This is a genomic window from Streptomyces sp. NEAU-W12 (assembly GCF_026242095.1).
Taxonomy (GTDB): Bacteria; Actinomycetota; Actinomycetes; order Streptomycetales; family Streptomycetaceae; genus Streptomyces.
In genome coordinates this window covers 220,605-235,097 of record NZ_JAPJDM010000013.1, presented here as the reverse complement: position 1 = coordinate 235,097, position 14,493 = coordinate 220,605, and the positions used below count along the sequence as shown (strand labels likewise).

Annotated in this window: 9 protein-coding genes; 6 read left to right on the top strand and 3 right to left on the bottom strand. The window is 71.6% G+C overall.

What is annotated here, in order from left to right:
- Positions 1-20: 20 nt before the first annotated feature.
- From ORI94_RS18780 to ORI94_RS18755, 6 genes are read left to right on the top strand one after another with little or no spacing between them, the layout of a single operon-like run.
- The gene (locus tag ORI94_RS18780; RefSeq protein ID WP_266076958.1) at positions 21-5,117 is read left to right on the top strand and encodes a non-ribosomal peptide synthetase; all 5,097 of its coding nucleotides are present in this window, start codon (positions 21-23) and stop codon (positions 5,115-5,117) included.
- Positions 5,118-5,166: 49 nt separating this feature from the next.
- The gene (locus ORI94_RS18775) at positions 5,167-6,126 is read left to right on the top strand and encodes an ornithine carbamoyltransferase (RefSeq protein ID WP_266076955.1); all 960 of its coding nucleotides are present in this window, start codon (positions 5,167-5,169) and stop codon (positions 6,124-6,126) included.
- Entirely contained in the window at positions 6,123-7,454 is a 1,332-nt protein-coding gene (locus ORI94_RS18770; protein ID WP_221361130.1) for an MFS transporter, read from the top strand. Before ORI94_RS18775 ends, ORI94_RS18770 begins: the two co-directional genes overlap by 4 nt.
- Entirely contained in the window at positions 7,451-8,392 is a 942-nt protein-coding gene (locus tag ORI94_RS18765; protein WP_221361119.1) for a TauD/TfdA family dioxygenase, read from the top strand. The genes ORI94_RS18770 and ORI94_RS18765 overlap by 4 nt, the downstream gene beginning before the upstream one ends.
- Positions 8,393-8,398: 6 nt before the next feature.
- A complete protein-coding gene (locus ORI94_RS18760) occupies positions 8,399-9,196 on the top strand; it encodes a 4'-phosphopantetheinyl transferase family protein (protein WP_266076950.1) in 798 nt (265 codons plus the stop codon).
- Between the two features lie 15 nt (positions 9,197-9,211).
- Complete coding sequence (locus ORI94_RS18755) at positions 9,212-10,183, top strand: TauD/TfdA family dioxygenase (RefSeq protein WP_221361113.1); 972 nt, start codon at positions 9,212-9,214, stop codon at positions 10,181-10,183.
- A 111-nt stretch (positions 10,184-10,294) separates the two neighbouring features.
- On the opposite strand, the gene ORI94_RS18750 is transcribed toward ORI94_RS18755, so the two are convergent.
- The 3 genes from ORI94_RS18750 to ORI94_RS18740 all read right to left on the bottom strand — a co-directional run bounded on the left by ORI94_RS18750 (position 10,295) and on the right by ORI94_RS18740 (position 14,305).
- A complete protein-coding gene (locus ORI94_RS18750) occupies positions 10,295-10,942 on the bottom strand; it encodes a class I SAM-dependent methyltransferase (protein WP_221361111.1) in 648 nt (215 codons plus the stop codon).
- 133 nt (positions 10,943-11,075) lie between these two features.
- On the bottom strand, positions 11,076-13,577 hold the full coding sequence (locus ORI94_RS18745; protein ID WP_266076945.1) for an ABC transporter permease: 2,502 nt from the start codon (positions 13,575-13,577) through the stop codon (positions 11,076-11,078).
- Entirely contained in the window at positions 13,571-14,305 is a 735-nt protein-coding gene (locus ORI94_RS18740; RefSeq protein ID WP_221361107.1) for an ABC transporter ATP-binding protein, read from the bottom strand. Before ORI94_RS18740 ends, ORI94_RS18745 begins: the two co-directional genes overlap by 7 nt.
- Positions 14,306-14,493: the final 188 nt, after the last annotated feature.

The following is a 14,493-nucleotide window of genomic DNA, read 5'->3' as shown; positions in this document are numbered from 1 at the left end:
GCACCCGGGCCGACGGCGCCGTGGAGTTCCTGGGACGGCTCGACGATCAGGTAAAGATCCGTGGATACCGGATCGAACCGGGCGAGATCCAGACCGTCGTGGCCGAGCACCCCTCGGTCCGTGAAGCCGTAGTCGTACCGCTGGAGAGCTCGGCCGACGGCGGTCTGCGGCTGGTCGCGTACTACGTGCCGGCCGACGGTACGGAGGTGACGTCGGCGGGCCTGGCCGCGCACTGCGCGACCCGGCTGCCGGACTACATGCTCCCGCAGTCCTACGTGGCGCTGGACGAGATCCCCCTCAACGCCAACGGCAAGACCGACAAGCGCGCGCTGCCCGCACCCGAGGCGGACGAGCTGGACGGAGACTCCGCCTACGTCGCCCCGCGCACCATCACCGAGGCCCGGGTCGCCGCCATCTGGTGCACGGTCCTCGAACGGGACCGGGTCGGCGTCGAGGACAGTTTCTTCGACCTCGGCGGCCACTCGATCCGCGCAGTCGCGCTGGTCGGCGGCCTGCGGGCGGCCGGCTTCGACGTCGGCGTACGGGAGGTCTTCGAGTACCGCACGGTGGCGCAGCTCAGCGAGTTCCTCACCGGGCGCCCGGCGCCCGCCGCGGCGGCCCCTCCGGTGGAGCCCTTCGCGCTGCTGGCGGACGAGGACCGGGCGCGGCTGCCCGAGGGCGTCGTCGACGCGTACCCGATGTCCCAGGTGCAGCTGGGCATGCTCGTCGAGATGCTGGCCGACCAGGAGAGGCGGGCCTACCTCAACGTCGCCTCGTTCCGCATCACGGACGGCACCCCGTTCGACGAGGCCGCGCTGCGCGCCGCGCTGGACGTGGTCACCGGGCGGCACGAGATGCTGCGCACCTCCTTCCACCCGGACTCCTTCACCACCCCGCTCCAGCTGGTCGCTGCGGACACCGTCGTTCCGCTGGCGGTCGAGGACCTGCGCGGCGCGCAGAACCGCGAGCAGCGGGTGGCGGACATCATGGCCGAGGAGAGGTCCATCTCCTTCGACCTGGCCACGGCTCCGCTGCTGCGGATGACCGCCCAGGTGGAGGACGAGGGCTCCTGGCGCCTCGTGGTGACGGTCTGCCACGCGATCACCGAGGGGTGGAGCCACCGCGCGCTGCTCATGGAGCTGCTCGACGTCTACCGCGAGTTGCGCGACGGACTGACCCCGGCCGCGTTCACCGCTCCCTCGGTGCGTTACGCCGACTTCATCGCGGCGGAGCTCGCCTCCCTGGAGTCCGCCGCCGACCGGGAGTACTGGCAGGACGTCATCGGCCGGTACGAACCGTTCGCGCTGCCGCCCGTGTGGGAGGGCGCCGCCTCGGCGCCGCGCGAGAAGTACCAGGTCGCCGTGCCCGTGCACGACCTGGAACCCCGCCTCCGCGCCCTCGCCACCTCGGCCCAGGCGTCATTCAAGAGCGTGCTGCTCGCCGCCCACCTCAAGGTGATGAGCATGGTCACCGAGGAGGAGGCCTTCTTCAGCGGCCTGGTGTGCAGCGCACGGCCGGAGTCCCCGGGCGCGGAGCGCGTCTACGGCATGTACCTGAACACGCTGCCCTTCGCCTTCGACCGGGCGAGCGGCAGCTGGAGCGATCTGGTGCGCCAGGTCTTCGCCCGGGAGGCGGAGGTCTGGGACCGCCGCAGGTTCCCGATGCCGGTCATCCAGCGCGATGCCGGCCTCGGCCGGCTGCTCCACGTGCGCTTCAGTTACCAGGACTTCGACCATGTCGACACCAAGCTCGTCGACTCCGGGGCGAGCAGCGGCGAGGGCGGCACCGAGTTCGCTCTCGCGGTCTCGGCCGTCGCCGGCCACCTGCTGCTGACCACGCACACCCACGCCCTGGGCCGCGCCCACGCCGACCGGCTGACCGGTCTGTACCGGCAGGTCCTGGAGGCGATGGTCGCCGATCCGCGCGGCAGCGCCGAGGACACGTTTCTCCCGGCGGGCGAGCAGCAGTGGCTGCTGGAACAGAACGGGACCGGGCGGGAGTTCCCGGAGCTGACCGTCCTCCAACGCTTCGAGGAGCAGGTGGCCCGGACTCCGGACGCCGTTGCCGTACGCCTCCGGGGCGCGGCGGTCGGTTACGCGGAACTGGACGCTCGCGCCAACCGCATCGCGCACCGGCTGCGCGCGGAGGGGATCGGCGCGGAGAGCGCCGTCGGAGTGCTGCTCGACCGCAGCCCGGGGCTGATCGCCACGCTGCTCGGGGTGTGGAAGGCGGGCGGCGCCTATGTGCCGATCGACCCGTCGTACCCGGCCGAGCGCATCGCGAGCATGTGCGAGAGCGCGGGAGTCGTCGCCGCGGTGACGGAGCCCTCTTACGCGGACGGCTTCGCCACCGGCGTTCCGGTGCTGCTGCTCGACGAGGTGGAGCGGGCGGGGTCCGCCGAGTCGGCGAGCACGGTGCCCGCGCGGACCGACGACCCGGACGGCCTGGCGTACGTCATCTTCACCTCCGGCTCCACGGGCCGGCCCAAGGGTGTCCAGATCCCGCACCGCGGGCTGGCCAACCATGTCGCCTGGGCGGCCGAGGACCTGGCGTCCCGGGGGACGGGCGGCGCGCCGCTGTTCTCCTCCGTGGCCTTCGACCTGGTGGTGCCCAACCTGTGGGGTCCGCTGGTGACCGGGCAGGCCGTGCACGTGGTGGCGCAGGACACGGCACCGGCCGACCTGTCCGCGGCACTGCTCGACTCGGGCCCGTACAGCTTCATCAAGCTGACCCCCGGTCACTTGGACATCCTGACCGAGCAGCTCACCACCGAGCAGGTGGACCAGCTCAGCCAGGTGTACGTGGTGGCGGGCGAAACGCTCCCCGGTGAGACGGCCAACCGTTCGCTGGAGGTGCTCGGCAAGGGCCGGATGATCAATGAGTACGGGCCGACGGAGGCGTCGGTCGGCTCCACCATCCACTCGGTGACCGGCCATGTCGACCTCGACGTGGTGCCGATCGGCCGCCCGCTGCCGAACATGACGGCGTACGTACTGGACGCGTCGATGCAGCCGGTGCCGACGGGGGTGCTGGGCGAGCTGTATGTCGGCGGTACGGGTGTGGCGCGCGGTTACGCGGGCCGCCCGGACCTGACGGCGGAGCGCTTCGTGCCGGACCCGTACGGGCCCGCCGGAGCACGGCTGTACCGCACGGGTGACCGGGTGCGGCTGCTGGCCGACGGGAACGTGGAGTTCCTGGGCCGGCTGGACGACCAGGTCAAGATCCGCGGCTACCGGATCGAGCTGGGCGAGGTGCATGCGGTCGTCTCCGCCCACCCGGCCGTGCGCGACGCGGTGGTCACGGTGCACGAGCCCACCCCGGGTGACAAGCGCCTGGTGGCGTACTGCGTGCCGGCCGCGGGCCAGGAGCTTCCGAGCGCCTCGGTGCTGGCCGACGACTGCGCGCGGCGCCTGCCGGAGTACATGGTGCCCTCGGCCTTCGTGGCGCTGGAGAGCATCCCGCTCAACGCCAACGGCAAGGTGGACCGGCGGGCGCTGGCCGCGCCCGACCGCTCCTCGATGCGCTCCGAGGACGCTTATGTGGCGCCGCGAACCGGGACGGAGCGGCTGCTCGCCAAGATCTGGTCCGAGGTTCTGGGCGTCGACCAGATCGGGGTGCACGACCAGTTCTTCGAGCTGGGCGGGCACTCGATCCTGATGATCCAGGTGCTGGCCGCGGCCCGTCGCGAGGGCCTCGCCGTCTCGGTCTGGCGCATGTACCAGCACGGGACGCTGATCGACCTCGCCGCGGCGATCGACGAGGACACGGAGACGGCCCACCGCGCGGCGGAGCCTGAGCCCGCTCCTGTCGTGGAGGAGGCGAAGCCCGCCGACGTGGTGATGTCGGCGGAGCTGCTCGCGACGCTGCTGGAACAGGCGTCGGGCGGCGACCGGAGCCGGCTGGCCGAGGGCCCGCTCGCGGAGGTCGCGGCGCTCCTGGGAAAGGCCGCACCGGCGGCTCCCCGGGCGGCTCAGGCAGCTTCGGCGGCCTTCCCGCTGGACGATCTGAACGCCCTCATGGCCGAGCACAAGGTACCCGGGGTGAGCATCGCCGTACTCGGCGCCGACGGCTCGACCGAGCTGCACGGGTCCGGGGTGCTGTCCGCGGGCAGCGCGGAAGCGGTGACTCCGCAGACGCTGTTCCAGGTGGGCTCGATCAGCAAGCACGTCACGGCGCTGGCCGCCCTGCGGCTGGTGGCACAGGGCCGGATCGCCCTGGACGACCCGATCGAGGAGCACCTGACCTCCTGGCAGCTCCCGGAGCTCGCCGCCGCACCCGGTCAGGTGACCGTCCGTCACCTCCTGGGCCACACGGCGGGTCTGGCCAGGCACCGCAGCGTCGGGTTCCGGCCCGGTGAGGAGGTGCCCACTCTGCTCGACCTGCTGGCGGGCACCGGCCCGGTCACCACCCCGCAGGTGAAGCGACAGCTCGTCCCCGGTTCGACGTTCCGCAAGAGCAGCACCCACTACTGGGTCCTCCAGCAGCTGCTGGAGGACGTCACGGGAGAGTCGTTCCAGGAGCTGATGGACCGGCTCGTGCTCGCCCCGCTGGCCATGACGGGCAGCAGCTTCGACCAGGAGTTCCCGCTCACCGCCGGGAGACCGGTGGCGCTCGGGCACCACGCCAAGGGGGTCGCGCTCGACGGCGGCTGGCGCAACCGCGCCCACCTCGCCGCCGCCGGACTGTGGACGACGGCCGAGGACATAGCCAAGGTCGCCCGCCAGATGCGGGCCTCCCTGCTCGGCCTCCCGGACGCTCTGCTGCCCAGCGAGGTCGCCGGTGAGCTGCTCACCGGACACCCGGGGAGCTTCTACGGCCTCGGCACCATCGTCGACGACACCGGTGACGACGCCGAGTTCGGGCACGGAGGCGAACCCGCCGGCTACTGGAACCTCTCGCTCAGCCACCTCAGCACCGGCGTCGGACTGGTCGCCCTGACCAACTCCGACAGCGGCAAGGGCGTCGTCAAGCATCTGACCGCCGCCCTCAGCCGCCTCGAACAGAGCTTTGGCAAGGGCGGATTGATGGCTGACTGGGCGGCGGCGGGAACCGGCGACGCCGCTCCGGCGAACCACCCGCTGCTGAGCGCGGTGGTCACCGAGGAGGACCGCGCATGACTGGACGAGCCCACCCGGCCTCATCCCGGCAGACGATCCGGAGGACACTGTGCAGCACTCATCCGTACGCCACCTGATATCCATCAACGACCTCACAGACGAGGACCTGAACTCCATCGTCGCCGACGGCGTCGCGTTCGCCTCGGGCGGCGTTCGCGGCGGACGGCCGCTGACCGACGAGGTGGTGGGCGTCTACTTCAGCAAGACGTCCACCCGGACCCGCACCGCGTTCTCCAGCGGAGCCCTGCGGCTCGGCGCATCGCTGCTCACGTACGGGCCGGGTGACCTCCAGCTCAACACCGGGGAGACCAGCGAGGACACCGGGGCCGTGCTGTCCCGGATGCTCGATGTGCTGGTCGCCCGTACGGCGGGCGACCCGGCGGAGATGCGGGCCTGGGCGCGGCAGGACCGGATGTCCGTCATCAACGCGATGAGCGCCGACGAGCACCCCACGCAGGCGCTCACGGACCTCACGACGCTCAGCATGACCTTCGGCCGCCTCACCGGGCTGCGCGTCCTGTACGTCGGCGAGGGCAACAACTCCGCCTCCGCCCTGGCCCTCGCGCTCACCCGCTTCGAAGGCACCGAGCTGGAGCTGCGCACCCCGCCCGGGTACGGCCTCGACCCGGCGATGCTGGCGCGGGCCGAGCGGAACGCCGGCCGGTCGGGCGCGCGCATCCGGGAACGCCACGACATGGCGGACCTGCCCGAGGAGTTCGACGCCATCTACACCACGCGCTGGCAGACCACGGGCACGGCGAAGGCCGACCCCGACTGGCGCACGGTCTTCGCCCCCTTCCAGGTGACCGAGGCCCTCTGGGAGGCCAGCCCCAAGGCGGTCTTCCTGCACGACCTGCCCGCGCACCGTGGCGACGAGGTCACCGGTGAGGTGCTCGACGGTCCGCGAAGCATCGCCTTCGGGCAGGCCGAGAACAAGATGCACAGCGCGATGGCGGTACTGAAGTGGTGCCGTGCGGGTGCCTCCGCGGGCGCCGCGCAGCGCCTGTGAGCATCACCGGCCAAGCGGCGCCACCGGTGGCGGACGCGGCGGGACCCACCCCGGTCCCGCTGCGCCGCAACCGCGACTTCCTGCTGCTGTGGAGCGGCGCGGGGCTCACACTCCTCGGCTCCCGGGCCTCGTCCGTGGCCTACCCGCTGCTGCTTCTCTGGTCCACCGGATCGGCGTCGGCGGCGGCCGTGGCGGGGTTCGCCGTGCAACTGCCGCAGTTGCTGTTCCAATTGCCGGCCGGAGCGCTGGTGGACCGCTGGGACCGCAAACGGATGATGATCCTCTGCAGCGCGGGCTGCGCGCTGAGCGCGGCGAGCGTGGTCGTCGGCGTGGCCTCCGGGCGGGTGTGGCTGCCGCATTTGGCGGCCGCCGCGTTCGTCGAGGGCACGCTCATGGTCTGCTACCGGCTGGCCGAGCGGGCCGGCGTACGCCACGTGGTCCCGGCCTCGCAGCTGACGGCGGCGCTCGCCGGGAACGAGGCGAGGGGACGGGCCGCCGGACTCATCGGGCAGCCCGCCGGAAGCGTGGCGTTCGGAGCGGTCAGGTGGTCGCCCTTCCTGCTGGCGGGGGTGGCACACCTGCTCTCGCTGGCCGCTGTCCTGCTGATCAAGAAGCCGTTCCAGCAGAAGCAGGAGCCCGCTGGGCAGCAAAGGATCGGCCCGCAGATCGCCGAAGGAGTGCGGTGGCTCTGGCAGCGCCGCTTCCTGCGGCGGATCACGCTGCTGATCTCCGGCAGCAACGTGATCTTCCAGGCGCTCGCGCTGCTGCCCGCCTTCGTCCTGTACGAGGACGGTCTCTCGGCGGGGACGGTCGGCGTGATCGCTGCGATCAGCGGGGTCGGCGGTGCCTGCGGGGCGCTCGGCGGGGGGTGGACCGCGCGCAGGCTCGGGCTGCCCGTGCTGGTCTGCGCGGCCCTGGCCGCTTGGGCGCTGCTGGTCCCGGCCCTGGCCCTGACCAGGTCCCCCGTCGTTCTCGGTGCGCTGTTCGCCGGGATGAGCTTCGTCGGCGGCGTGGTCAACGTCGCCGGGGGGATCTACCAGGTCCAGATCACGCCCGACGCGCTCCAGGGGCGGGTCAACAGCGTGCTCCAGCTGTTCGGGTCGGGCGCCAACTCGCTGGGCGTCCTGGCCGGCGGGCTGCTCCTGGACGCCCTGGGCGCGGCGGTCACAGCCGCGGCCCTCGGCGCGGTGATGGCCGTACTGGCGCTCACCGCCGCCTGCTCCAAGCTCACCCGTCTTCACCGGCTCACCCACGAATCGCACGAGCCTCACGAATCACCCGACGCTCCATCCAATGCAGCATCCGATGCACAAGGAGAAAGCACATGAACGCGTCCAACGGCTGGGTTCCATTCGTCATCACTCCCGAGAATGCCGGGGTGGAGGCGTCGAGCGCCGGGCTGTTCGAGGTGGTGAGCGACACCTCGGCCATCTCCGACCAGCTCGTCAAGGAGAAGGCCCTGATCTTCCGCGGCTTCGGTGTCACCGAGGAGGAGCTCGAAAAGATCATGAATGAGCTGCTGCCCAACCGCCTGGCCTACGTGCACGGCAACTCGCCCCGTACGAAGGTCGGCAAGAACGTCTACACCTCAACGGAGTACCCGCAGGAGTTCACCATCTCGATGCACAACGAGATGTCGTACGCCCACCGGTGGCCGGCCCGGCTGCTGTTCTTCTGCCAGCAGGCCGCGAAGACCGGCGGCGCGACCCCGGTCACGGACTCCGCGCTGTGGCTGGAGTCGCTCGACCCCGAGGTCCGCGAGGCGTTCACGGGCGGTGTCTGCTACCAGCAGAACCTCCACGACGGCTACGGGCTCGGCAAGAGCTGGCAGGACACGTTCGAGACGAAGGACCGGGCCGAGGTCGAGGCCTTCCTCGGCAACACCGGCGCCACCTGGGAGTGGAAGGGCGACGGCTCGCTGCGCATCCGCCAGGTGCGCCCGGCCACCGCGATCCACCCTGTCACCGGCGCGGAGGTCTGGTTCAACCAGGCGGACCAGTGGCACCCGGCGGGCCTCGGTGACGATACCGCGGCCGCGCTGGCGGCGATTCTCCCGGCGGACGAGCTGCCCCAGTCGGTCACGTTCGCCGACGGCTCGCCGATCCCGGACGAGTACGTCATCCAGGTCCGCGACCGCGGGCTGGAGGCTGCCCAGAACTGCGACTGGCGCACCGGTGACCTGATGCTCATCGACAACATGCTCGTGTCGCACGGCCGCCGCCCCTTCACGGGTGCGCGCCGCGTGCTCGTGGCGATGTCCGACTGAGCCCGGGTGAACACCACTGAGCGTGAGTACCGCGCACTGTGGGACAGCGGAGCCACGCATGTCTGGCAGGGCACCACCCACGGTGCCCCACCCGGCGCCGACCTGCGGCTGCTGTCCGCCGCCGAGCGCACGGTGATGCGCCGCAGACCGCCCACCGAGGGGCTGCGGTACGCGGGTGCCCACATCGCCGTACGCCGGGTCCTGGCCCGGTACCTGGAGGCGCCGCCGGCCGGGATCAGGTTCGGTACGAAGCCCTGTCCCTGGTGCGCGGACCCCGATCACGGCCGACCGGTCGTGACCGGGCCGCCCACCGCCCTCGACTTCAACCTCTCCCACGCGGGGCCGCACTGGGCCCTCGCGGTGACCACCTCGGGACAGGTCGGCGCCGATGTGGAGAACGGCCGGTCGGGAAGCCCGGCCGGCGCCGCCTCCCTGGTCATGTCCCCATCCGAACTGGCACACCTGGACGATCTGCTGGACGACGGCGCACGACAGGCCGCCTTCCTGAGGTGCTGGACCCGCAAGGAGGCAGTAGTGAAGGCGATCGGTACCGGTATCACCGCGGACCTCAAGGCCCTGGAGGTCAGGCCCGAGCACCCGGGCCCCCTCGTCGTGCACGACGGCGAATCGGCGGGCGGCGGCGACTGGCTGGTCCAGGACCTGCCCAGCGGACACAACCTGTTCGTGGCGCTCGCCCGCCCGGCCGGCTCCACCGGACCGGTAATCCTGCGCGATCCGCACCGCCCGGACGCCACAGCCCCGCAGCCGGGCTCCCACTCCATCCTCGAACCCTTCCGCTCCTGAAGGAGCCGACGCATCATGACGACATCCGCGATCACCCTGCCCACCGGCACCGACCTGCCCGGATACCTTCCGCGCGTCTTCCTGGCGCCCGACCCCGGGACCGAAGTCAGTGCATTCATCGCCCGCAACCGGCCGGAGCTCCGCGCCGCCCTCACCGAGCGGGGAGCCGTGCTGCTGCGTGGCTTCCGGGTCGACGGGGTGGACGGCTTCAACGGCTCGGTGCACTCCCTGTCCGGGATGCCGCCCCTGATGTACGCGGAGCGCTCCTCCCCGCGCAGCACCATCAAGGGGCAGGTGTACACCTCGACCGACTATCCGGCGGACGAGGAGATCTTCCTGCACAACGAGAACTCCTATCAGGCGGTCTGGCCCCACACGCTGTACTTCTTCTGCATCGAGCAGGCCCTCACCCTGGGCGCCACGCCGCTCGCGGACATCCGCAAGGTGTACGCGGCCATCGACCCGGACGTACGGGAGGAGTTCACCCGGCGCCGCTGGCGTGTGGTCCGCAACTTCCACCAGGACTTCGGGGTCCCGTGGCAGCAGGCCTTCAACACCGACGACCGGGACGCGGTCGCCGCGTACTGCCGCGACAAGGGCATCGGAGTGGAGTTCACCGAGGGCGGCATGCGGACCACCGCAATCCGCGACGCGGTGCACAGCCACCCCGTGACGGGCGAGCCGGTGTGGTTCAACCACATCACGTTCTTCCACGTCAGCACGCTGGGCGCGGACGTCAGGGAGGGCCTGGAGGAGATATTCGCGCCCGAGGACCTGCCGACCAACTCGTACTACGGGGACGGGGCACTGATCCCGGACGACGTGGTGGCCCATCTGCGCCAGTGCTACCGGGACGCCAGCACCCGTTTCGACTGGGAGCGGCACGACATCCTGGTGGTCGACAACATGCTCGCCGCGCACGCGCGGGAGCCGTTCACCGGTCCGCGCAAGATCGCGGTGGCGATGGCTGAGCCGTCTGCGGGATGAGCTGCGGCTGCAAGAGGAACACGCACCACTGAGTCCGCCGCCGCACCTCTTCGGTGCGGCGGCGGACTCAGTTCTGGATGCCGGTGCTGGACACCGGCGGCGCGGACGGGGTCAGCAGCGCCCCGCGCCGGCCGTCGTCGCGCACTTACAGCCGTCGCCGCCCGGCCCGTACAGCCGGCCGATCGGTTTTATGTCCCGGGGCCGCCTGCTGTGGTAAACGAAGGCGGGCGGCAGGTTGCCCCACACGGTGCGGCCCGCCACCACCTCCTCGAAGTTCACGCCGAGCATCCGGCGGAAGCGCCTGGCCGGCGCGAGCCGCATCGTGTGGACGTATCCGAAGGTGGTGAACGCCCCGTCCACCGGGAGCACATCGCGGACGGCGCACAGCGTCTCGTGCTGCACCCGTCCGGGCAGGGACACCCAGGGCAGACCGCTGATGACGACGTCCGCCGTGCCGTGGCCGCATGCGGCGAGCAGCCGGGGCAGCTGGGCGGCCTTAGCGTTGAACACCTCGACCCGCGGGAAGCGTCTGCCCAGGGACTCGGCCAGTCGGGGGTTGATCTCCACGGCCACATGATGGCCGCGCCCGCCCAGCAGCTCCTGGATCAGTCCGGTGAACGCGCCGGTTCTGGGGCCGAGTTCGACGACCACGGGGTCACCGGCCTCGGGTACGGGTGCCGTGACCGCCGCAGCGAGCCTGCGTGAACTCGGTGCCACCGCCCCGACCTGCATGGGGGACCGCAGAAACTCATGGAGCATCACCCCGGTGTCGCTCGTCAACGTGCTCTGCCTCTCAGGATCGTATGGTGATGGCCGCTTGCAGCCCCGGGGCCATGGGCGGCCCGGGGCCGCCGACGACCCCGGGCCGCGAAGAGCCCTGCCGGAGCCCGGACTACTCGCGCATCCCGGCCAGTTCGACGGGCCGGGTGCGCAGGGCGAAGGAGGCGGGCAGTACGGCGGAGATGATGGCCAGTACGGCGCTGGCTGCGACGACCGCGCCGATGGTCCCCCAGGGCACGACGACCGCCGACCACACGTCCAGCAGCCCCAGCGCGCCCCACACCCCGAGCAGGTTCAGCGCGGCGACGGCGCCGCCGATCACGGCTCCCACCGCGACCACCACCAGGGCCTCCACAGCGACCAGGCGCAGGACCTGCGGTTTGGTGGCGCCGGAGAGGCGGAGCACCGCGAGGTCACGGACCCGGTCGGAGGTGGCCATCACCAGGGTGTTGGCCAGAGCGATGCCCGTGTAGACGAGGGCGATGCCCAGGATCATCAACAGGCCGAGCCGGGTGTTCTCGCTGGAGCGCGGGTAGTGCTCGTTCACCCACTCGCTCTTCGTGAGCACCTCGGTGCCGGTCGCGGTGCCCGCCTCGCGCAGGGTCGCCGCGACGGCCGCCCGGTCGGCGCCGTCCTTCACCTTGACGTCGATCCGGTCGATTCCGGCGCCCGCGGCGTTGCGCGGGGTCAGATACACCCCGTTGCTGCCGGTGCCCGTGCCGAGGACGGCGGCCACCTTCAGCGAAACCTTGCGGCCGTCGCCCAGCCAGACGGACACCTGCTGCCCCACGGTCGTGGTCAGCCACTCCTCGTTGACGACGATGCTCCGGTCGTCGAGGTCGGTGAGCTTGCCCGCCACCACGGGCAGGTCGGAGACGGCCGCAAGGCCGGCCGGAGTGACGGCCTTCGCCTCGGACTTGACCAGGGCCGTGCCCTCTTCGAGCACGGTCACCCCGGTGGAGCGCGAGGCGCTGACCGTGGCGCCTTCGTCCTCGACGTGCCGGATGCGCTGGACGAACTGCGGGGAGACCGAACGGCCTTCACCACCCGAGGAGATCACGAAGTCGGCGACGGTGTGGTTGCGCGCCTCGGTGGCCTTGGCCTCGTTGATGGTGGCCGTGGTGCCCATGAGGGAGGCGGCGAGGGCGACGGTGATGATGACGGGGGCGGCCACGGCGGCGGTCCTGCGTACCCCGGCGTTGGCGTTCTCCCTGGCCAGTACACCGGTCGCGCCGGGCAGCTGGGCGGGCAGCCAGGTCAGCAGCTGGGTCAGCGGCCGCACCAGGACCGGTGCGAACAGGGCGAACCCGACGATCAGCAGCATCGGCTGGGTGATGTAGGTCTTGCGCTTGAGTACGTCCCCGGGGTCGGAGACCAGCGCCATGCCCAGCAGTCCGAGCCCGGTCAGCAGCACGAGCGTGGCCATCAGCCAGCGGCTCACCGGCATCGCCCGGCTGTCGACGGCCGATTCGCGCAGGGCCTCGATCGGGCCGACCTTCCCGGCCCGGTAGGAGGAGACCAGCACCCCGGCCATCGCCACGAACAGGCCGGTCCAGAAGGCGGTGTGCAGCGGCCAGGTCTGGTTTCCGATGGCGAACCAGCGCGGCGCGATCTCCACGTCGACCATCCAGTCGGCGAGGCGCGGCGCTCCGGCGGCGCCCAGCCAGCAGCCTGCGGCCGAGGCCAGGATGCCGATGACGACGGCTTCCGCGTACACCATCCTGCGCACCTGGTTGGGTGTGGCGCCCGCCGTGCGCAGCAGGCCGAACTCGCGCCTGCGCTGGGCCACGGCGAAGGAGAACGTCGAGGCGACGACGAAGACGGAGACGAAGCCGGTGATGGCGGCCGCGGTGCCCAGCAGCGCGTTGACGGAGACCAGGGCCTCGTTGTCGCGGTCCGGGTCGGGGTCGGCGCGGCGCCGCTCGTCGCCGGTGAGGACGACCATGCCGGTCTTCTCGCCGGCGACCGCCCGTACCGCGTCGGCGGCCGCGTGCACCACCACGGCGTCGATGACGGGGGAGATCCTGGCGGCCTCCGCGTCGGTGAAGAACACGGCGGTCTCGAAGCCCGCCGTCCGTACGGTTCCGACCACGGTTTGGGTGGTGGTGCCGGCCGACGTGGCGACCCTGATCCGGTCCCCCGTCCGCACCTCGGCGCCGGGCCCGGCCGTGACGACGACCTCCCCGGGCGCTGAGGGGGCGCGTCCGCCGGAGAATCTGTACGGGGTGGAGCCCGCGACCGACCAGGGGTGGCCGACCGTTCCCTCACCGTCGCCGTCCAGGTCCGCGTCCTGGACGTTCACCGGGAAGGTCCGGTCCTGGACCGTGTTGCCGAGGCCGGCCAGTTCGGCGGCCAGCTTCTCGGGCACCGGGCGGGGGTTGTCCAGCGGCTGGGTCCGGATGCCGATCGGGGTGTCGACCCGGAGCCGGTCGGAGGCCTGGACGACGACGGGGGCCTTCGCGAACCGTTCGGGGCCCCGGTCCGGGGCGCTGAAGGTGGCCGCGAGCGCGAGCCCGGTGGTGGCGATGAGCCCGACGCCCAGGGCCAGGGCGATGAAGGAGCCGACGAAGGTGACCCAGCGGGTCTTCATGCCCTGCAGTGCGAGGCTCAACACGGGACCGCCGCCAGGTTCGTCATGCGCGCGGCGACCTGCTCGGCGGAGGGCGAGTACAGCTCGTCCTGTACCCGGCCGTCGGCCAGGAACAGCACCCGGTCCGCGTAGGAGGCGGCGATCGGGTCGTGCGTCACCATGATCACGGTCTGGCCGCGGTCCACCATCGAGCGGAGCATGGACAGCACCTCCCGGCTGGTGGTGGAATCCAGGGCGCCGGTCGGCTCGTCCCCGAAGAGCACCTCGGGCCGGGTCACCAGGGCGCGGGCCAGGGCCACGCGCTGCTGCTGACCACCGGACATCTCGCTGGGCCGGTGCCCGGCCCGCTCGCGCAGCCCCACCTGGTCCAGCACTTCCAGCACCTGTGACCGCTTCGGGCGGCGCCCGGCCAGCCGCAGCGGGAGCGCCACGTTCTGCGCGGCGGTCAGCGAGGGCAGCAGGTTGAAGGCCTGGAAGACGAACCCGATGCGCTTGCGGCGCAGCAGCGTCAGCTTCGCCTCGCTGAGCCGGGTCAGATCCGTGTCGCCCAGGAACACCTGGCCGCTGGTCGGCCGGTCAAGACCCGCGGTGCACTGGAGCAGAGTCGACTTGCCGGAGCCCGAGGGGCCCATGATGGCGGTGAAGGTGCCCTTGGGAATGTCCAGGCTGACCCGGTCCAGAGCGGTTACCGCACTGGCGTTCTTGCCATAGGACCGGGTGACCGAACTGAGCCGGACGGCTGCTTGATTCATGGTTTCCACTCAACAGGGCCCGCGCTTCCGACACATCGGAGCGGAGCGGAATCTTGAGGGTGGAGGTAGCTCCACCCTCCTGTGCACGATGGCTGCACCCGTACGGAAAAGGCAGCGAACCGGAAGGCAGGAACCTGCCGGGACAGGACCCTGCACGCCCGAGGGCGTCCGTCAGCCACCTCCGGGCC